Genomic DNA, 20424 nt, shown 5'->3' on the forward strand with positions numbered 1-20424 from the left:
CCAAGTTCAACTCCCGTGTAATTCTCGCGTGCTATCTGGGGCGCCCCCGCGGCGAATGCCACCTCTAGGATGGATCAGTATTCACGACAAACGTGCGCTTTCCCCTACATCGCTCGCAGCCTTGAGCTCGACCCGGAATTTCAGCGTCGGATCAAGGCGTCCAATTCTATCCGTCATGCCGGACTGGTTCCGGCATCCACGGTTCCGCGAGATCGATAGAACTGGATGTGCGGAACGGTGGACCCCGGAACCAGCCCCGGGTGACGGAGCTTTTGGCGATATGTCTAATCAGGCCATAGAGCCCGGGTCTGCGTCAATGGAAGTCGCGCGATTTGGGCAGGACGCGGACGTCCCGGGGATGCTGGGCACGCGGATGCTGGGCACGGGGTGTCCGTCCGTCAGGGCCGCGTGGGAGGATGGGACGGATCACCTCGTCGACGCGCGCGAGCGGCGGCTCCAGCGCTTGATCTTCCGACAACAGCCGCAGCATGTCGCTGCGATCCTGCACGCGCGACGTCATCAGGTGCGTGACGCCTTCCTCGCTGCGCTGGATCACGCCCTCCAGCACCATCAGCCGCGAGGCCATCACCGCGCGGCGGTTCGCCTCGAAGTCGCGCGCCCACATCAGCCCGTTGGTGATCCCGGTCTCGTCCTCGATCGTCACGAAGATCGCATTGCCCTTGCCGGGGCGCTGGCGGACTAGGACGACACCCGCCACCTTCGCGCTGCGCCCGTCCTTGGTCGCGTTGGCCTGTGCACTCGACAGGATACCCTCGGCGGCAAAGCGTTCGCGGAGGAACGACATCGGATGCGCCTTCAACGACAGCCGCGTCGTCTGGTAATCCGCCGCCACCTGTTCCGACAGCGGCATCGCCGGCAGGTGCGCGTCGGGCTCCGCACCAAGCTCGGGCACCTCTGCTGCGGCGAACAGCGCAAGCTGCTTGGGCGGCGTCCGGCGCACATCCCACAAAGCCTCGCGCCGTTCCTTCGCCACCGATCGAAACGCATCCGCATCGGCCAGCAGATTCATCGCCCGCTGCGGCAGGTTCGCGCGCCGCGCGAGGTCCTCGATGCTAGCGAACGGCGTGGTCCGAACGCGAACGATCTCGTCGGCCCAATCCTTCCGAAACCCGTCCACCTGCCGAAATCCGAGGCGCAAATCCTCCCCGGAACGGGGAGGGGAACCATCCGCAGGATGGTGGAGGGGGGCCGCCGCAGACGTCCCGCTTGGAAGAGTCGCAGCCTCATCCGCGCCGCCAGCAACAAGGGCATCCGCCAGCGATACGTCCGCGGAAGCCCCCCTCCACCCCGCTTCGCGCGGTCCCCCTCCCCGTGCCGGGGAGGATAGGCTGTTATCCCACCCGCTCGCATTCACGTCGACCGGCAGCACGGTCACCCCGTGCTCGACCGCATCGCGCACCAACTGCGCCGGCGCATAAAACCCCATCGGCTGCGAATTGAGCAGCGCGCAACAGAACACCGCCGGGTGAAAGCATTTGATCCACGACGACACATACACCAGTCGCGCAAACGACAGCGCATGGCTCTCCGGAAATCCGTACGATCCAAACCCCTCGATCTGCTTGAAACAGCGCTCCGCGAACTCTGCCTCATACCCCCGCGCGACCATCCCACCGATCAGCTTGGCCTGGAAATTGTTCATTCCTCCGACCTTGCGAAACGTCGCCATCGATTTCCGTAGTTCGTTCGCCTCGTCGGGTGTGAACTTTGCCGCGACGATCGCCAGCTTCATCGCCTGTTCCTGGAACAACGGCACGCCGTATGTCTCGCCAAGCAGCACTTCGAGTTCGTCGCTTCGGCCATGCTCGGGCGATGGCGAAGGATAGACCACCACCTCCTTCTTCGCCCGTCGCCGCAAATATGGATGCACCATGTCACCTTCGATCGGCCCGGGCCGAACGATCGCCACCTGAACCACCAGATCGTACAGTTTCCGCGGTCTCAGACGGGGCAGCATGTTGATCTGCGCCCGACTCTCGACTTGGAAAACGCCGATGCTGTCACCCTTGCACAGCATATTATAGACGTCCGGATTCTCGTCGTTGGCGATCGTCTTCAGTTCATGATCGCCGAGCCCGTGCTGTCGCATCAGGTCGAAGCTCTTGCGGATGCAGGTCAGCATGCCGAGCGCGAGAATGTCCACCTTCATCAGGCCGAGGCAATCGATATCGTCCTTGTCCCATTCGATGAACGTACGGTCCTCCATCGCGCCGTTGTGAATCGGCACGATCTCGTCGAGCCGTCCCTGAGTCAGCACGAAGCCGCCGACGTGCTGCGACAGATGACGTGGAAATTCGAGCAGCCGTTCGACCATGTCCCGCAACCGGGCGATTTCCGGATTGGCGACATCGAACCCCGTTTCGGCAAAGCGACGTTCCGGGAAACGGTTCGAAAAGCTGCCCCAAACCGTGCTGGTCAGGCGTTGCGTAACGTCTTCGGTAAAGCCGAGCGCCTTGCCGACCTCGCGCACGGTGCTGCGCGATCGGAAATGGATGACCGTCGCGGCGATCGCCGCGCGCTCCCGACCGTAGCGCGCATAGATATATTGCATCACCTCTTCACGCCGCTCATGCTCGAAATCGACGTCGATATCGGGCGGCTCGCTACGTTCGGCCGAGACGAAGCGCGAAAACAGCAGATCGTGCTTCATCGGATCCACCGACGTGACGCCGAGCACGTAGCAGACCACCGAGTTGGCGGCCGATCCGCGTCCCTGGCATAGAATTGGCGGATCGGCGCTGCGCGCGAACCGGACGACGTCGTGGACGGTCAGGAAGTAATAGGCATAGTTCTGGTGCCGGATCAGCGCAAACTCGTCGCGTAACGACGCCACCAGCTTGTCCGGCACATAGCCTTCATAATGGTCGATCGCCGATTGCCAGGCGAGATGCTCCAGCCAGTCCTGCGGATCCCAGCCTGCCGGGACGGGCTCATGCGGATACTCGTATTTGAGCTCGTCGAGCGTGAAGTCGATCCGCGCGAGCAGCTTTGCCGTCTCGACGATCGCGTGCGGCCGGTCGCGATACAAATGCGCGATATCGTCCGCATCCTTGAGATGGCGTTCGCCATTGGCACCGAGCCGTTTGCCGGCGCGCTGGATCGTCGTGCCCTCACGGATGCAGGTGACGATGTCGTGAAGCGAGCGATCGTCCGCCACCGCATAACGCACGTCGTTGGTCGCCAGGATCGGCACGCGCGCCTTGGCGGCAATCCTGGCAAGCCGGGTTTGGCGTCGCCGATCGCGACCGCCATGCGGCATGGTCACCCCAAGCCACATCGATCGCCGCGCCAGCGGACGAAGCGCAGTGAGCGTGGTTTCAAGACTGGCATCGTTACGCTTGGGAAGTACGAAATCCTCATGTGCGACCACCGGCCGCGCGGTGCACTCCGGCATGACGATCAACAGGATTTCACCCAGATGCGCGACCAGATCCTCGAAACCAAGGATGCAGCCGCCTTTCTCTGCCCGCCGGTTGCCCAGCGTCAGCAACCGCGTCAGCCGTCCCCATCCGGCCCGGGTTGCGGGATAGGCGATGATGTCCGGCGTACCGTCGGCGAATACGAGACGCGCGCCGACCACCAGCTTGAAATCGAACGGCGGCAGCTTCGCACCGAGCTGGCCTCGTTTTGCGCGTTCCAGGGCATCATAGGCGCGGACCACGCCGGCAACCGTATTGCGATCGGCGATGCCGATACCGGCCAGCTTCAATTCGATCGCGCGGCCGACGATGTCGCTGGGGTGGCTCGCGCCATCGAGGAACGAGTAGTTGGTCGCGGCGACCAGTTCCGCGAACGCTAACGCGGCCCGCCCGTTCATGCGTTCCTCACGCGAAGACGCCGTGGAGGTACCAGCGAGGCGTCTCCATCTCGGAATACAGGCCGTGCCGGAAGATCCAGAAGCGGCGGCCGCGGCGGTCTTCGATGCGGTAGTAATCGCGCGTCGGAATGTCCTGGCGTCGCCACCATTCGCCGGCGATCCGTTCCGGGCCTTCGCTATGCGCCACGTCGTGGACGGTACGGCGCCAGCGGAACCGGTGCGGCGGGCCGTCGGGGACCTCCGCCATCATCGATTCGATCGGTTGTGGCGGGTCGAACAGGTAGATTGGGCGCAGCGGTGGCTCGCCGGTGTCGGGCGCGACCCACGGTGTCGGGGCAAGGGCCTCGGCGGCGGGCAGCATCAGCTCGGCCTGTTCGGGAATATGATTGTCGCGTGCGGAGAACCGGCGGACGCGCGTCCGGCCCAGTCGCGTACCGAGCTGGTCGACGAGCTGCGCGACCTCCCCCTTCTGCGCCTCGCCGCCCTCCAGCTTCAACTGCGACGCGTCGAGCTTCTCCGCGAGCGCCACGTCGAGCCGGACCAGATCATAGCCGAACCCCGGATCGAGCGGATCGGCGAGGCTGTCGATCCGCTCGCGGAAGAGGCGCATCAGCAGTGTCACGTCACGTGTCGGCTGACCGGTCTCTATTCGCAGCCGCTGGACGAGGCCGTCGGCGCGGAACAGGCGCGCTTCCCAGCGGCGGCCGCCTTCGTGACGGTCGGCAAGCTGAGCCGCGGCTTCGGTGGCGAGTTCGGCGAGCATTTCCAGCGCGTATTCGGTGCGCGCGATGGGTTCGGCGAAGCGGCGCTCGACGCCGATCTTCGGCACCGTCCGCCGCGCGACGATCGGCCCCTTTATCGATCCGTCGAGCCGACGGATCATCATCGCCGCCTGCTCGCCGAACCGTGCCGCGATCGTCGCGAGCGGTCGTGCCATCACGTCGCCGACCGTCTTCAGCCCCGCGCGCGACAGTGCCGTCGTCGCATCCTCGTCGAGACCTAACGCGGCCACCGGCAACCGCTTGACCGCGCGCTTTTCATCCGGCGCCGGCGCCCCCGCATACCGCGCCAGCGCGCGAGCCGTGTCGGGCGTGTCGCCGAACGCATGGCGCACCAGCAGCCCGCGCCGCGCGAGGCGTTCTTCCAGATCGGCAGCCAGACGCCGTTCGCCCTCGAACTCGTGCACGCACCCGGCGATGTCGAGGATCAGGCCATCGGGCTCGTCGAGCGCGACCGAGGGCGTGTAGCGCTGACACCCGTCCGCAAGCCGCTCGAGCCATTCGTGATCGGCATGCGCGTCATGCTCGTAGACCTCGAGTTCCGGTACTTGCGCCCGCGCATCCGCCAACGTCAGGCCGGGCCGGAGACCCGCTCGCATGGCTTCACGGTCGAGCGCCTTGAGCCGGATCCCGCCCGACACCGTCTCGACGAACGCGATCGGTGTCTCAGCCCGTCCGACGAACAGATGCGGCCGCATCGTCTGCAGTCGCTCGATCGGCAGCCACGGAAACACCAGCGCTAGGTAGCGTCGCGGAATCACCAGAGGCGAAGGCGATCTGGTCGAAGGCGGTATTGTCGAAAATGTACGCGTCACGGTCCCACTCCACACGCCAGCGAAGCCCGGCCTGGCCTCCGCGTCGACGCAGCAATTCGATGTCGAAGGCAGGTTTGCCCGGTGCGTCGGCCTCCAGCGGCCGCGATCGACACGCGGCGACCTGCCAGCGCGATGCAGCCGCGCTCGGCACCGGTTCGGCGCCGATACGCAGGCTGAGAATGGTGACGCCCGACGCCTCGGCCGCCAGCATCAGCCGCCGCGTCGCGGTCAGGTCGAGTCCTGGCGCGCGTCCCCAGGATTCGATCAGCAACGTGCCGAGCCCATGGCACCGCGCGGCATCGGCGGCGGCGCGCAACAAGTCCGCCTCGTCCTCGACCAGCCCCAGCACCAGCGACGTCACGTCGAGCCCCATCTCGACCAGCCCGGTCGCATGCAGTCGCCCGCCCTGCCGCTCGCTCGCCTCGGTGCGCAACCACATCACCGGCGCCGCACGCGCTGCCAGAACCGAGGCGACCGCGAACCCCGCGCCGCTCGCCGAATCGTCGATGGCGGTGAAAATCTCGTGCAGTTGCGCCCTGGCCATGCCCTGCGTCAGCCACGCATCATCCGCGCGGCCATCCCCCTGGGTCGGCATCCCGGTCGTGGCGATCCGCTTCAGGCGGGCAATCAGGGCGGACGACTCGTTCACAACTGTTCTTGTAATGTTCCGGAGGGTGAGTCGCCAAGCGGAATCTTTTTTCGAGCGCGTCCAGATGCCGGAAACTGCGTCTTTCAGTCTTAATGACACGCTCATTCACTTGCTCGCGGGGCGGGCACGCTTCGTCGCTCGGCCACGCTCCCACATGAAAAATGCGTCAGGAACAGTGTCTATTTCGTGACAGCGCCGTACCGAAGATTCCCCCGATCTTCGCGGTTATTTACAGTTTTACGACAGCGTTGCAGCCTTGCGCCGTGCCGTATTCCTCCCCGGATAACGCGGCCGTTCCGGAACGCGCTCGCTGTCCTCCCAAGGGGGAGGGAGGAGCCTTGCAAGAGATCGCTTCATCATGACCAAAATCGCTTTCCGGCCGACTTTGCTGCGGAGCTCTGCGCTTTCGGCGCTCGCCCTGGTCGGGCTGATCGGCACCGCGCCGGCGTTCGCGCAGGATGCGCAGGTCCAGCCGGGCACGTCGGTATCGACCCCGCCGCAGGGTGACGTCTCGCCCGCACCGGCAGCGCAGGCCACTGCCGCCCAGTCCAGCACCGCCCAGCCCGGCACCGATGCCGGCCAGCCGCAGGACATCGTCGTCACCGGCACGCTGTTCCGTCGCACCGATACCGAGACGCCGTCGCCGGTCACCGTGCTGACCTCGGATTCGCTCGCCAAGGCCGGCATCAACAACGTGTCGGACGCGGTGCGGTCGATCTCCGCTGACAGCAGCGGTTCGGTCCCGACCGCGTTTACCGGCGGCTTCGGCGCGGGCTCGTCGGGGGTGTCGTTGCGCGGTCTATCGGTGAACTCGACGCTGACGCTGATCGACGGTGTCCGCACCGCCAACTATCCGCTTTCGGATGACGGCCAGCGCTCGTTCGTCGATCTGAACACCATCCCGAACGCGATCGTCGACCGCGTCGAAGTGCTCAAGGACGGCGCCTCGTCGAGCTATGGCGCGGACGCGATCGGCGGCGTCGTCAACATCATCATGAAGAAGGAGATCGTCGGCGCGTACGGCACGGTCGAGGGCGGCGTGTCCCAGCGCGGCGACGGCGGCGAACAGCGCGCGACGCTGACGCTCGGCACCGGTCGTCTGAAGGAGAAGGGCTTCAACTTTTACGTCAGCGGCGAATACCAGCATGACGACCCGATCTACAATCGCGACCGCGGCTTCCCGTACAACACGAAGGATCTGACCTCGATCGGTGGCGACAACAATAACGCCGGCTCGGTCGCGCCGAGCAGCACGACCAGCGCAGTCGTCGCCCCCACCACACAGACCATTCCGGGTAACATCCTGTCGGGCACCGGGCTCGCCACCGGTCCGTTCCAAGTGCTCAACCCCAATGGCTGCGCGGCCGGCCAGACGCTCGTTACCACGCCACGATCGGGCACCGCGTTCATCGACCAGGGCTGCGAACAAAATGCCACCTCTCAATATGGCCAGATCCAGCCCGAACAGACGCGATTCGGCGTCACTGTCCACGGCACCGTACAGGTCAACGACAAGACTCAAGCCTATCTGATCGCGTCGTATTTCCAGAACGACGTGAAGTCGCAGGGCTCGCCGACGGTTAACGCGCAAATTCGTTCGGCAAACCCGATCAACACGCAGAACATCGTCCTGCCCGCGCAGCTGGCGGACGGTACGGACAATCCGAACAACCCGTTCACAACGCCGGCGGCGATCCGCTACGCGTTCGGCGACATCCCCGCCTCGTCCGAGTACAAGAACCACGTGATCCGCGCTGCCGCGGGCATCGACGGTCAGTTCGGCGAGGGCTGGGGCTATTCGGCCTCGATCACCGCGGCGCATTCGTGGCTCGACATCACGCAGAACGGCTATCTCAACCTCGCCGGATTGCAGACCGCGATCACCACCGGCAGTTATAACTTCGTCAATCCCGATCAGAACACCGCCGCCGTCCGCGCCGCGATCTCGCCGATGGTTCGTTCGCAGGCGACCAGCGACCTCGACATGATCCAGGGCGTCATCACCAAGGACCTGTTCCAGCTTCCTGGCGGTCCGCTCCAGGTCGGCGTCGGCGGCTCGGTCCGCTACGAGGCGCAGAACGATCCGAGCCAGAACCCGGACTTCACCACGATCGGCCTCAACCAGTTCTCGGCGGTCGGCAACCGCACCGTTGAGTCGGCCTATTTCGAAGTCAACGCACCGATCCTGACCAGCCTGGAGATCGACGGCTCGGGTCGCTTCGATCATTATTCGGAAGGGTTCAGCCACTTCTCGCCGAAGATCGGGGTGAAGTTCACGCCGATCCGCCAGATCGCCCTGCGCGGTACCTTCTCGAAGGGGTTCCGTGCGCCAAGTTTTGCCGAGACGTCGGGCTCGGTGGTCGGCTTCACTGCAGCCACGCCACCATGCTCGCTCCAAGCCCAGCATGGCGCCACGATCACCGGCACGACCTGCTCGGGTGGCAGTGCGTACAACCAGTCCTATTCGATCGGCTTCAACACCGCCGGCAACCCGGACATCAAGCCCGAACTGTCGCGCAGCTTCACCGGCGGCGTGGTCGTCCAGCCGACCACCTGGCTGAGCTTCACCGCGGATTACTACAACATCAAGAAGACCCGCGTGATTACGGGTGGCCCGCTCTCGAACCAGGCGCTCGCCGCCTATTACGCGGGCACCGCGCTGCCGACCGGCTACAGCGTGACGCCCGACGCGATCGATCCGTCGTTCCCGAACGCACCGGCGCGCGCGCTGTTCGTCAACTCGCCCTATGCCAATGCGGCGGCGCTGAAGACCTCGGGGCTCGATTTCTCGGCGCTGGTCCAACTCAAGCCGAGCGACGACTTCCACTTCACCAGCCGGGCAGAGGCGACCTACATCCTCCATTACGACTTCAAGCAGAGCGATGCCGATCCGTTCGTCGATTTCGTCGGTACGCAGGCGCCCTACATCACCTCGTCGGGCGCGGGCACGCCGGCATGGCGCGGCAACTGGCAGAACAGCGTCGATTACAAGGCGTACACGCTGACCGCGACTGCGTATTACACGTCGGGCTACAAGGCGGTCGCCTATGACCAGTTCGGCACCACCGACTGCAACGGCGGCAGCACGTACGGCGGTACGGATCCCGAGTTCAATTGCCACGTGAAGCACTTCGTCGATGTCGACCTGACCGGCAGCGTGAAGGTGAACGACAAGTTCAAGCTGTACTTCAATGTCGTCAACCTGCTCGACCAGAAGGCGCCGTTGAACGCGGGCAACTATGCCGCGGTCAACTACAACCCGACCTACACGCAGATCGGTGCGGTCGGCCGGACGATGCGCGTGGGGGCGAACTTCCAGTTCTGATCGCCACGTCCCTCAGGATAGAGGCACGCGCGGAGGAGGGGCGGACGGCAACGTCCGCCCCTTTTTTGTGCGCTGCACACAGCCGTTCGACGAAATATCACGACGATAGTGCGAAAGGCGCTTGCCGTTCCGCAAACACCGGGCTAACAGCGCGCCTCACCCAGTCACCGTGTCGCTTCAGACCGGAGACTACGGCGCCAGAGCGGGCGTAGCTCAGGGGTAGAGCACAACCTTGCCAAGGTTGGGGTCGAGGGTTCGAATCCCTTCGCCCGCTCCAGTCGCTGCCATGACGGCAGCGACTTTGCCGATGCGGTCTGCACAGTCCCTTCGCCATCTCGCGATATATCCGTCCGAATGGCCCATCGCCAAAACGGCTTCGCGCGCGCTACACTTCGGCGATGAGCGATATGAGAATCGGTATTGGCGGCTGGACCTACGAGCCGTGGCGCGGGACGTTCTATCCTGAGAAATGGCCGCAGAAGCGCGAGCTCGACTATGCGGCCGCGCACGTCACCGCGATCGAGATCAACGGCACCTATTATGGCAGCCAGAAGCCCGCCACCTTCGCATCCTGGGCCAAGGCGGTCCCCGACGGCTTCGTGTTCAGCCTGAAGGCGTCGCGCTACTGCACCAACCGCAAGGTCCTGGCCGAGGCAGGGGAGTCGATCGCCAAGTTCACCGGGCAGGGCATCGTCGAGCTCGGCGACCGGCTCGGGCCGATCCTGTGGCAGTTCATGGCGACCAAGCAGTTCGACGCGGACGATTTCGCCGCGTTCCTGAAGCTGTTGCCCGCGAAGCAGGATGGCGTCGCGCTCCGTCACGCGGTCCAGGTCCGGCACGCAAGCTTCGCGGTGCCCGGGTTCGTCGCGATGTGCCGTACGGCGGGGGTGGCGATCGTCTATGCGCAATCCGCCGAATATCCTGCGATCGCCGACCTGACCGGCGACTTCGTCTACGTGCGGCTGGAGGATGCCGAGGAGCGCTTCGTCGCTGGCTATGCGCCGGCCGCGCTAAACGACTGGGCGGACAAGGCGAGGCTCTGGGCGGCGGGTGGTCGACCCGAGGGGCTTCCCTATGTCGAAGAGGCACTACCGCCCAAGCATGCGCGCGAGACGTTCGTATTCTTCATTAACGGCGCCAAGGTCAGGGCGCCCCACGCAGCGATGGCGCTGATCGAACGGGTATCGGGGTAGCAATCGTCCGTCTGCCGGCGGCCAAGCCCGAGCCTGCGTCCGCTTCTGCTTGCCGGGCACTGGCGCGATCGGCGCCAGTGCCCATGTCCGATCAATGCGAGGTCTTGACCTTCACGCTGCGGTCGCCGTCCGAGCTCACCGAACTTTCGCGTACCGTCTTGTGCTCGACGGTCTTGTGACCGACCTTCACGCCGAGGATCTTCTTCGGCCGGTGCGTCTTGCGCTTGCTGGTCGTGGTGACTTTCGTCGTGGCGGTGGCGACGCCGTCATGGACTTTGGTGTCGTGATCCACCTTGGTTTCCCGCGTCGTCTGGGCGAGCGCCGGCGTGCCGCACATCATCGTCAGAGCGGCCGCGATAGCCGTAGCATGCTGAATCTTCATGATATGTCCTTCTTCGTGGTCCGTTCGCCAAACGCCCGTCGCGACGAAGGGTTCACTTTCGGTCGTGCCGAGGCGGCCACTGCGAGGCGGAGCAAGCGCCCAACCACCCCGGAGCCTCTCCCGTCTCACGATAGGGGCAGGCCCGGGGTGGCGATGGGTGACGCCCGATTCAGTCGTCTTTTCTCGGCGGGAAGGCGAAGCCCAACGGTTGGATCGCCGTCGCATCCTGCTTGAGGCGCGCGGCCATCTGTTCGTACTCGCGCTCGGTTTCCGGGGTGATGCTGGCGCGCGACTCCTTCAGGGCGCCTTCGAAGTCGGCCATCGTCACGTCGGTCGAGTCGATCGAGCGGCGCAACGCCACCAGGCCGGCGCGGCGGACGACGTCCTCGAGATCCGCACCCGAGAAACGGTCGGTGCGGTCGGCGAGACGATCAAGGTCGACGTCGGACGCCAGCGGCATCTTCTCGGTCTGGATACCGAGGATGCGGCGGCGGCCGGCCTTGTCGGGGACGCCGACGTAGACGAGTTCGTCGAACCGGCCGGGGCGCAGCAACGCTGGGTCGATCAGGTTGGGGCGGTTGGTCGCGCCGATCACGACGACCGACTGCAACTCCTCCAGCCCGTCCATCTCGGCGAGGATTGTGTTGACGACGCGTTCGGTCACCTGCGGCTCGCCCGCGCCTGAACCGCGTGCAGGCACCAGCGAGTCGAGTTCGTCGATGAAGATCACGCACGGCGCGACCTGGCGTGCGCGCTGGAACAGGCGGGCGATCTGCTGTTCGCTTTCGCCGTACCATTTGCTCAGCAGGTCGGACGATTTGGTGGCGATGAAGTTCGCCTCCGCCTCGCGCGCGACCGCCTTCGCCAGCAACGTCTTGCCGGTGCCGGGTGGGCCGTAGAGCAGGAAGCCCTTGGCCGGGCGGATACCGAGGCGGCGGAACGCGTCGGGGTTCTTGAGCGGGAGTTCGACGCCCTCCTTCAGCCGCATCTGCGCATCGTCGAGACCGCCGACATCCGCCCAGCGCACGGTCGGCGCCTGCACCATGACTTCGCGCATCGCCGAGGGCTGGACGCGCTTGAGCGCCCCCAGGAAATCCTCGCGCGTGACCGACAGTTCGTCGAGCACTTCGGGCGGGATCGTCCGCTCCTCCAGGTTGAGCTTGGGCATGATCCGGCGGACCGCCTCGATCGCTGCCTCGCGGGTCAGCGCGGCAAGATCGGCACCGACGAAGCCGTAGGTGGTGCGCGATAGTTCATCGAGGTCGACACGGTCGCCGAGTGGCATGCCGCGCGTGTGGATGCCGAGGATCTCGCGACGGCCACGCTCGTCCGGCACGCCGACCACGATCTCGCGGTCGAACCGGCCCGGACGGCGAAGCGCTTCGTCGATCGCCTCGGGGCGATTGGTGGCGGCAATCACGACAAGGTTCGCACGCGATTCGATGCCGTCCATCAACGTCAGCAACTGCGCGACAAGACGCTTTTCCGCCTCGCCCGACACCTGGCCACGCTTGGGCGCGATCGAATCGATCTCGTCGATGAACACGATAGACGGCGCTGCCTTAGCCGCTTCCTCGAACACTTCGCGGAGGCGTGACTCGGACTCACCATAGGCGGAGCCCATGATCTCCGGACCGTTGATCAGGAAGAACTGCGCATCCGATTCGTTGGCGACGGCGCGCGCGAGCCGCGTCTTGCCGGTGCCGGGAGGGCCATGCAGCAAAACGCCCTTGGGTGGATCGACGCCAAGCCGCTGGAACAGTTCGGGATAGCGAAGCGGCAGCTCGACCATCTCGCGCAACTGGTCGATCGTCTGCGCCATGCCGCCGATATCGTCATAGGTGACGTCGGCGCGGCGTGCGGCCTGCGGCTCCTCATATTCGGAGCGGAGTTCGATCTCGGTATTCTCGTCGATGTGCACCACGCCCTTGGGGCTGGCGGCGATCACCGCGAGTCGGATCTCCTGCAATGCATACGCCGGCGCGTTCATGAACTGCTGGACGTTGGGTGGCATGTTGCCGACGCGCTGGTGCCCCGCGGTCGCGACGATATCGCCCTGGCAGATCGGACGGCCGAGGAAGGTGCGCTTGAGCGCGTTGGTCGAGCCCTGGAGGCGGAGATTCTGCTGTGCGGGGGCAAAGACGACGCGCGTCGCCGGTTTCGACTCGGCCTTGCGCACCTCGACGAAATCGCCAGAGCCGACGCCGGCATTGGCACGCTGGAGACCGTCGATGCGAAGGATGTCGAGGCCTTCGTCCTCCGGATACGGGCCAACGGCCCGCGCGGGCGTGTTCTGCTTGCCGAGAATCTCGATCACGTCGCCCTCGCCGATGCCGAGCGTCGCCATCAACGCGCGCGGCAAATGCGCCAGGCCGCGGCCGCTGTCCTCGGGACGCGCATTGGCGACCTGGATTTTCCGCGTGGGGATTTCGCTATCGGGCATCTCGACTCCTTCGGACTCGAAGGATCAAATGGGGGGTGCATCACGCGGTTTCGAGGACCGGCCCTGTTCGCGCGTCCGAAACGCACAAAAAAAGGGCCGGCCAATGAAGGCCAGCCCGTGAAAGTTTTTAGGAGAGGATGCCTGAAAGGCGAGGTCTTTTTGCGGCGAGACGGTTCGTGTTGCAAGTGCGAAGGGATCAGCTACGATTGCGCTAACTGCAATCGTATGGCTGAATGCGTCCAGCGGTCATTGTCACACTCGTCGAGTCGAAAGAGGGATCATGCGCAGGCTGCCGCCATTGGGGGCTATCGAGGCGTTCGTGCAGGTCGCGCGGCTGGGGTCGATCAAGGCCGCGGCCGAGGATCTTGCGCTGTCGGCGCCTGCGCTCAGCCGGCGCGTGCAGAGCCTCGAGCGCTTCATCGCCAAGCCGCTGTTCGCGCGCCGTCATCAGGCAATGGTGCTGAACGCGGACGGTGAGCGGCTGCTCGCGCAGATCGCGCCGGTGCTCGACTCGCTTTCGGACGCGGTCGAATCGTTGACCAGCACGACCGAGGTGCTGCGGCTGCGTCTCGGGATCCTGCCCCTATACGCGTCGCAGAAGCTGTTCCCCAAGCTGGGTGAGTTGCGCACGTCGCACCCCGAGCTGCACCTAGATATCGATACCGCGGCGCATCTGGTGTCGCGGCTTGGCGATGGGCTCGATGCGGTGATCGCGCTGTCACGCGAGATCGACCCGGCGTTTTACGCGCGGCGGCTCGATCGCAACTCGGTGTATGTGATCGGGGCAAGGAGCCTGTTGGAGCGCGCGGATCCGGTCACGCGGCCCGAACAGCTCTCGAGTCTGACGGCGCTGGTGCACCGCGACATGACTGACACGTTCACGGCGTGGCGGACGGCGGCGGGGCTCGACGATATCGAGCCGCTGGCGATCGACCATTTCGATTCGGGGGCTTTGATGCTGGAGGCGGCCGCGCAGGGGCTCGGCGTCGCGTTCATGCATGCGAGCCACTTCGAGGATGCGAACGATCCGCGCCTCGTTCGGCTGTTCGATATCGAGGTGGAGAGCCCGTACAGCTACTGGTTCGTCTGCCGCCCAAGGGCGCTGCAGACCAAGCCGGTGAAGCTGTTTCACGACTGGCTGATACGGACGGTAGCCGAGGTTTAGCGACGTCCGTCGTGCCGGTTCCTACTCCGACCCGACATCTACCCAATCGTCATCCCCGCGTAGGCGGGGACCCATATGCTCAGGCGTTGGCGATTTTCACCGGGAGGCCTGCCAGTATGGCGTCCCGCCTTCGCGGGAATGACGGGTGGATATCTGAAAGGGATTCGCACCGAGCGCATTAGGGCGACGGAGTATTTGCACCCCCGTCACCCCAACTCAAGCGCGTCGCGGCTAAGCCGCGCCGTCGGACGGAGCTTTGCTCCGCCGGCCGGCCTTGCCTGTCTCCGGCGCAGCTGGGCTGCACCGGTGCAGTCTTCAGGCAGCGCGAGCCTTGACGATCTTGCCTGGCGTCTTTGGCGGCTCGCCCTTGGGCAGTGCGTCGATCAGGTCCATGCCGTCGGTGACTTCGCCCCAGACGGTGTACTGCTTGTCGAGGAAGCGTGCGTCGTCGAACACGATGAAGAACTGCGAGTTCGCCGTGTCGGGCTGGTTGGTGCGTGCCATCGAGCAGACGCCGCGGACGTGCGGCTCGGCCGAGAATTCCGCCTTGAGGTTGGGCTTGGTCGAGCCGCCGGTGCCGTCGCCGTTACCCCCGTCACCGCCCTGCGCCATGAAGCCCGGGATCACGCGGTGGAACGGCACGCCGTCGTAAAAGCCTTCGTTCGCCAGCTCGGCGATCCGCTCGACATGCTTGGGCGCCAGATCGGGGCGGAACTTGATCGTGACGTCGCCGCCGTCGAGGGTCAGCGTCAGCGTTTCGGGGGTATCGGACATTCATCGTCTCCTGAATTGATGCGCGGCAGATAGGGAGCCGCACTCCGACTGGCAAATGCATGCGCGTCGCGTTAGGGCCCAACCGACCATCTTTTAAGGGAGGCAGCCATGAGCGAACTCGAGCTTCCCGAGCCCGAAACCGAAACCGCGCCCGAGACGCAACTCGATCGCGACGACCATCTGCGGCCCGAATTCGTCCGGGCCGTGCTCGATGCGGTCGAGGACGGCAACGACGAGGCGGCGCGCGCGCTGGTCGAGCCGCTGCACCCGGCCGACATCGCCGATCTGTTCGAGCTGACCCCGCAAGAGGATCGTGCGGCACTCGCGCGGGCGGTCACCGACCTGCTCGACGGCGACGTGTTCGCGGAGATGAACGATTACGTCCGCGAGGATCTGATCGATGCGCTCGAGCCGCACCAGGTCGCCGATCTCGCGTCCGAACTCGATACCGACGATGCGGTCGCGATCATCGAGGACATGGACGAGGACGAGCAGCGCGCGGTGTTGCGTGCGCTCGATCCCGACGATCGCGCGGCGATCGAGGAGGCGCTGAGCTACGCCGAGGAATCCGCCGGTCGCCTGATGCAGCGCGAGCTGATCGCGGTGCCCGAGCATTGGACGGTCGGCGACGCGATCGATTACCTGCGCGGCCACGAGGAGCTGACGACCGATTTCTGGGAGATCTTCGTCGTCGATCCCGCGCACAAGCCGATCGGCACCTGTCAGCTCTCGTGGATGCTGCGCACGCCGCGCGGAATCGCGATCGCCGACGTGATGAAGCGCGAGCAGACGCTGATCCCGGTCGACATGGACCAGGAGGAAGTCGCGCTGCGCTTCCAGAAATACGCGCTGATCTCGGCGGCGGTGGTCGATCATGGCGGTCGGCTGGTCGGCATGATCACGGTCGACGACATCGTCCACATCATTTCGGAAGAGGCGGGCGAGGATACGCTGCGCCTGGCGGGTGCTGGCGACGGCGACATCAACGAGCCGATCCGGCTGACGGTCCGCACGCGGTTCACGTGGCTGGTGGTCAATCTGGGCACGGCGATGGTCGCATCGTCGGTCGTCGGACTGTTCCAGGGGACGATCGCGAGCTTTGCGCTGCTCGCGGTGCTGATGCCGATCGTTTCGGGGATGGGCGGCAATGCCGGCACGCAGACGCTGGCGGTGGTGGTGCGCGCGCTGGCGACCAACCAGCTGACGAGTTCCAACACCGCGCGGATGATCGGGCGGGAGTTCCGCATCGCCGCGGCGAACGGCGTGATGCTGGGCGCGCTGATCGGACTCGGGACGTACGTGATCTTCCGCAACACCGACCTGTCGCTGGTGATCGCCGCGGCGATGCTGGTGAATAATATCACGGCGGGGCTTGGCGGCGTGCTCGTGCCGGTGACGCTCGACAAGTTCCGGATCGATCCGGCGGTGTCGTCGGCGGTGTTCGTGACGACGATGACCGACACGATGGGGTTCTTCTCGTTCCTCGGGCTGGCGAGTCTTTGGGGTCTGCACGGTTGATCGGCAGCGTTTAGCGCCCATTTCCAACGCCATGCCGCTCCACCTCACCAAAGTCGCGTTCGGCGCGGAAAGCGTCGACCATCTTGCCGAGCGGCTCCGGCTGCGCGGCGAGGAGGGGCCGGTGTTCCTCACCACGCGGTATCTGCCCAAGCGGCACGAGGAGGTCGCGGGTCAGGGTTCGATGTTCTGGATCCTCAAGCACCAGCTGATCGCCCGCTCGCCGATCCTCGGGTTCGGCGAGGCCGAGGAAGGGCGCGTCGCGATCCATATCGATCCAAAGCTCGTCCTAGTGCAGGCGCGACCCAAGCGCGCGCATCAAGGGTGGCGGTATCTGGAGGGGGCCGATGCACCGCTCGATCTGGGCGGGGATGCGACCGGGCTCGACGTGATGCCGCCAGCGCTGATGACCAAGCTGGCGGAACTGGCGCTTATTTAAGGCGTGGGGCCTAGAACTTGTCGAGGTTCATCCCACCCGACGATAAATTCCATCGTCATTCCCGCGCAGGCGGGGATCCATATCCTCAGAGGATAGCGATCTCAGCGTGAGGTCAGCCAGTATGGGTTCCCGCCTCCGCGGGAATGATGATACCTGTTCGGAAGGTATGAGGGCCGATACCGATAGGGTGACTGGCTCGATCCAGATGCCAATTTCGGTCGGGAGGGGCCGGTGTGGATCGGGCCACAAACGCGCCATCCTCTCTCACGGAGCAGATACTCCTGCCGCCGGCTTACCGCATACCACCGGCCCGCCAGCCGCCGCATCCACCCGGCATTTCGCGTTGCCGGTGATCGTCACCGTTCCCAGCCCGCTGTTCGTCACCTGTGCCGTATAGCGCGCCGCCGCCTTGACCTCGCCGACCCCGTCGAGATGCACGGTCAGGTCGTTGACCGCCAGCCCGGTGGCATCGATCGCGCCCGGGCCGCTGGCGATGAGGCGCGCGCGGGCGGCGCGGCCGGCGAGCGTCATCACGCCGGTGCCGATCAGCGTCGCGTTCAGCTGGTCGGTGTCCGCCGCCGCCAGCGCGAGGCTGCCATTGCCGCTGACCGTCACGTCGAGCTTCATCCCGCGCATCTTCGCGATCGTCAGCCGCCCGCCCGCCGCGACGCTCGCCGAGACCAGCCCAGGCGTCGAGAGCGTGACGACGATCGGCCCGCCGCCGCCGCTCGCGCCACGCGGTTGCTCGCCCCAGCCGCCGGTGCCCTTGCGGACCGACAAGGTCGTGCCGTCGACGCGCACCGCCACCCCCTCGTTCACGTTGCCCGCGATCGTCGCGCGCGGCGAACCGATCGTTATGCGCACTTCGAACGGGCCCTCCACGCGGATCCGGTCGAAGCTGCCGACCGAGACCGTCCGACGTGCTGCGGGTGCAGGCGCCGCCAACCCCGGTGAGGACAGAAGCAGCAGCGGCGCGAGCAGATATCTCATGCCCGCAACCGTCGCCGCTTCCGTGCCCGTCGGCAAGTCAGTTCCCGCAGCGCACCGACCCCGACCCCGTCTTCGAAATGGTGCACCGCGCCTTCGGGCCAAGATCGACATCGCCCGACCCCGATATGTCGACGATCGCAGGTCCGTCGACGACCGCGCGTACGCTGCCCGAGCCGGGAATATCGATCTTGGCTGACTGGGCCCGGAGCTTCGACGCATCGACATCCCCCGACCCGGCGATCTCGGCGTTCAGGGCGCGGGCGGTGCCGCTGGCGCGCAGCGCGCCCGAGCCGGTGACGGAGAATCTTGCCTCGTCGACTTGGATCGTCGCAAGGGTCATGTCGCCCGATCCGGCGATAGTCCCCGTGAACGCTTTTCCCTCGACGCGGTTGACGGCGATGTAGCCCGAACCCGAGATGGTTGCCGCGGTCAGCCGCGGCAGCGTGACGTACACCTTTACCTTTGCGCCCTTGTTCCAGCCGAAGCTTGCCCCGTTCTTGCGGCCGATGTCGAGCGTCTCGCCGTCGCGGTCGATTTTCAAACGGTCGAGCTGGTCGGAGGGACCTTCGGCGCGGATCGAGAAGCCGGTGCCGACTCGCACGTCGACATCGTCCGAGCCTTGCAGGTCGATCTGGTCGAACCCCGTGACCTGGTACGTCCGCGTCGTGCCCGAGCCGGACGCCGCGACACCCGATCCCTCCTTGTCGCCGTCCCAGCTGAACGAGCAGGCCGCGAGAGGAATGATCAGTCCGAGCGCTAGAAAGTTCATCGCATCCTCCTGTGTATTATTAGAATAATACACCCGATGCGGCACGGTGCAATGGGAAACTTGCCTGGCGGGGGTTCGCGGTACTGCCTGCCGTCATTGGAAGAGGGGAGCGGCAGAACGAAAAAGGGCGGCCCCGCAGGACCGCCCTTTCGCGTTCGGATCGAGTGCGAAGGCGTTATGCCGACACCTTGTCCTTGTTGTAGATCGCCGCGGCGGCGCGGAGGATGTCGAGGATCTTCTCCTGCGCCTTGGGCTCGTCGAGCTCTTCCATCGCCGCCAGTTCGCGCGCGAGGCGGCTGGTCGCGCCTTCGAAGATCTGACGCTCGGAATAGCTCTGCTCGGGCTGGTCGTCGGCACGGAACAGATCGCGGACCACTTCGGCGATCGACACGAGGTCGCCCGAATTAATCTTCGCCTCATATTCCTGCGCGCGACGCGACCACATGGTGCGCTTGACCTTGGGCTTGCCCTTGAGCGTGTCCATCGCCTCGCGCATGGTCTTGTCGGACGACAGCTTGCGCATGCCGACGCTTTCGGCCTTGTTGGTCGGTACGCGGAGCGTCATGCGCTCCTTCTCGAACCGGAGGACGTAGAGTTCCAGTGTCATGCCGGCGATTTCCGAGCGCTGGAGCTCGATCACACGGCCGACCCCGTGCTTGGGATAAACGACGAAATCACCGACATCGAAGGACAGTGCCTTGGCAGCCATTTGGGGCCTTTCCGGATCAAGCCTCGCCGCGACGCCTCGACGAAGGACTCGTCGCTGCTGCATCGGGGGAGGGATAGGTCTACACGTCAAGCGGATGACGTGAATCATCGCGCCCGTCGCGGACTCTTCTAGCAGCTTTGCAACAAAATTACCAGCCGAACGTGGCAGGCGGCTTGCCCTTTTCGGGATTCGCCGCCTCTTATCAGTCGCCTGCGCCGGGCTCGGGCGAGAAATACTTGTCGAACTTGCCCTCGACGCCCTTCATCGCGTCGGCATCCGGCGGCGTCTGGTTGTCGTTGCGCGTGACGTTGGGCCATTGCGCCGAGAACGTCGTGTTCAACTCGAGCCACTGCTCCAGCCCGCTTTCCGTGTCGGGCAGGATCGCCTCGGCGGGGCATTCGGGCTCGCACACGCCGCAGTCGATGCACTCGCTGGGATTGATCACCAGCATGTTCTCGCCTTCGTAGAAGCAGTCGACCGGGCACACTTCCACGCAGTCCATGTACTTGCAGCGGATGCAGGCATCGGTGACGACGTAGGTCATTGCAGAACTCCTGGGCCGGATTCCTTTCCGGCGACGAACGCGCCAGCGACTATGCGCGCAGGTCGGTCGCGTCAATCATAGCAAGCCTTCTGCGA

General features: G+C 65.3%; 15 protein-coding genes and 1 tRNA gene. 6 read left to right on the plus strand and 10 right to left on the minus strand.

Going from position 1 to position 20424, the window contains the following annotated elements; all coding sequences use genetic code 11:
* Positions 1 to 313 precede the first annotated feature (313 nt).
* From C8J44_RS13360 to C8J44_RS13370, 3 genes are read right to left on the minus strand one after another with little or no spacing between them, the layout of a single operon-like run.
* Entirely contained in the window at positions 314 to 3838 is a 3525-nt protein-coding gene (locus C8J44_RS13360) for an error-prone DNA polymerase (RefSeq protein WP_121904925.1), read from the minus strand.
* 7 nt (positions 3839 to 3845) lie between these two features.
* Positions 3846 to 5315 carry a DNA polymerase Y family protein gene (locus C8J44_RS13365; RefSeq protein ID WP_259466922.1) on the minus strand — a complete coding sequence of 490 codons (1470 nt, stop codon included), beginning with the start codon at positions 5313 to 5315 and terminating at the stop codon, positions 3846 to 3848.
* Complete coding sequence (locus C8J44_RS13370; protein WP_121904926.1) at positions 5284 to 6081, minus strand: ImuA family protein; 798 nt, start codon at positions 6079 to 6081, stop codon at positions 5284 to 5286. Before C8J44_RS13370 ends, C8J44_RS13365 begins: the two co-directional genes overlap by 32 nt.
* Before the next feature lie 358 nt (positions 6082 to 6439).
* Here C8J44_RS13370 and C8J44_RS13375 point away from each other — a divergent pair, with 358 nt between their 5' ends.
* The 3 genes from C8J44_RS13375 (at position 6440) to C8J44_RS13385 (ending at position 10599) form a co-directional block, all read left to right on the plus strand.
* Positions 6440 to 9406, plus strand: a complete 2967-nt coding sequence (locus C8J44_RS13375; RefSeq protein WP_121904927.1) for a TonB-dependent siderophore receptor — start codon at positions 6440 to 6442, stop codon at positions 9404 to 9406.
* Between the two features lie 202 nt (positions 9407 to 9608).
* Positions 9609 to 9683, plus strand: a tRNA-Gly gene (locus C8J44_RS13380).
* A 121-nt stretch (positions 9684 to 9804) separates the two neighbouring features.
* Positions 9805 to 10599: a DUF72 domain-containing protein gene (locus C8J44_RS13385; protein ID WP_121904928.1), complete on the plus strand. Its 795-nt coding sequence runs from the start codon at positions 9805 to 9807 to the stop codon at positions 10597 to 10599.
* 91 nt (positions 10600 to 10690) lie between these two features.
* On the opposite strand, the gene C8J44_RS13390 is transcribed toward C8J44_RS13385, so the two are convergent.
* Both C8J44_RS13390 and C8J44_RS13395 read right to left on the minus strand, forming a co-directional pair.
* Positions 10691 to 10981: a hypothetical protein gene (locus C8J44_RS13390; RefSeq protein WP_060526145.1), complete on the minus strand. Its 291-nt coding sequence runs from the start codon at positions 10979 to 10981 to the stop codon at positions 10691 to 10693.
* 169 nt (positions 10982 to 11150) lie between these two features.
* Entirely contained in the window at positions 11151 to 13424 is a 2274-nt protein-coding gene (locus tag C8J44_RS13395) for a CDC48 family AAA ATPase (protein WP_060526146.1), read from the minus strand.
* A gap of 280 nt (positions 13425 to 13704) precedes the next feature.
* Here C8J44_RS13395 and C8J44_RS13400 point away from each other — a divergent pair, with 280 nt between their 5' ends.
* Positions 13705 to 14589, plus strand: coding sequence for a LysR substrate-binding domain-containing protein (locus C8J44_RS13400; RefSeq protein WP_121904929.1), 885 nt, complete (start codon positions 13705 to 13707; stop codon positions 14587 to 14589).
* A 315-nt stretch (positions 14590 to 14904) separates the two neighbouring features.
* On the opposite strand, the gene C8J44_RS13405 is transcribed toward C8J44_RS13400, so the two are convergent.
* Positions 14905 to 15363, minus strand: coding sequence for a peptidylprolyl isomerase (locus C8J44_RS13405; RefSeq protein ID WP_060526148.1), 459 nt, complete (start codon positions 15361 to 15363; stop codon positions 14905 to 14907).
* 108 nt (positions 15364 to 15471) lie between these two features.
* Here C8J44_RS13405 and mgtE point away from each other — a divergent pair, with 108 nt between their 5' ends.
* Together mgtE and C8J44_RS13415 are read left to right on the plus strand one after the other, a co-directional pair.
* The gene (gene mgtE, locus C8J44_RS13410) at positions 15472 to 16881 is read left to right on the plus strand and encodes a magnesium transporter (protein WP_121904930.1); all 1410 of its coding nucleotides are present in this window, start codon (positions 15472 to 15474) and stop codon (positions 16879 to 16881) included.
* A 31-nt stretch (positions 16882 to 16912) separates the two neighbouring features.
* Positions 16913 to 17317, plus strand: a complete 405-nt coding sequence (locus C8J44_RS13415) for a DUF1489 family protein (RefSeq protein ID WP_056053914.1) — start codon at positions 16913 to 16915, stop codon at positions 17315 to 17317.
* A 264-nt stretch (positions 17318 to 17581) separates the two neighbouring features.
* On the opposite strand, the gene C8J44_RS13420 is transcribed toward C8J44_RS13415, so the two are convergent.
* From C8J44_RS13420 to fdxA, 4 genes are all read right to left on the minus strand, one after another.
* Positions 17582 to 18307 (minus strand): GIN domain-containing protein, encoded by a 726-nt coding sequence (locus tag C8J44_RS13420; RefSeq protein ID WP_183128781.1) that lies wholly within the window; start codon positions 18305 to 18307, stop codon positions 17582 to 17584.
* Positions 18308 to 18344: 37 nt separating this feature from the next.
* A complete protein-coding gene (locus C8J44_RS13425) occupies positions 18345 to 19076 on the minus strand; it encodes a head GIN domain-containing protein (protein WP_121904932.1) in 732 nt (243 codons plus the stop codon).
* A gap of 175 nt (positions 19077 to 19251) precedes the next feature.
* Positions 19252 to 19785, minus strand: a complete 534-nt coding sequence (locus C8J44_RS13430; RefSeq protein WP_121904933.1) for a CarD family transcriptional regulator — start codon at positions 19783 to 19785, stop codon at positions 19252 to 19254.
* A 202-nt stretch (positions 19786 to 19987) separates the two neighbouring features.
* Positions 19988 to 20329: a ferredoxin FdxA gene (gene fdxA / locus C8J44_RS13435; protein ID WP_031393648.1), complete on the minus strand. Its 342-nt coding sequence runs from the start codon at positions 20327 to 20329 to the stop codon at positions 19988 to 19990.
* Positions 20330 to 20424 lie beyond the last annotated feature (95 nt).

It is taken from the genome of Sphingomonas sp. PP-CE-3A-406 (genome assembly GCF_003688625.1).
Taxonomy (GTDB): domain Bacteria; phylum Pseudomonadota; class Alphaproteobacteria; order Sphingomonadales; family Sphingomonadaceae; genus Sphingomonas.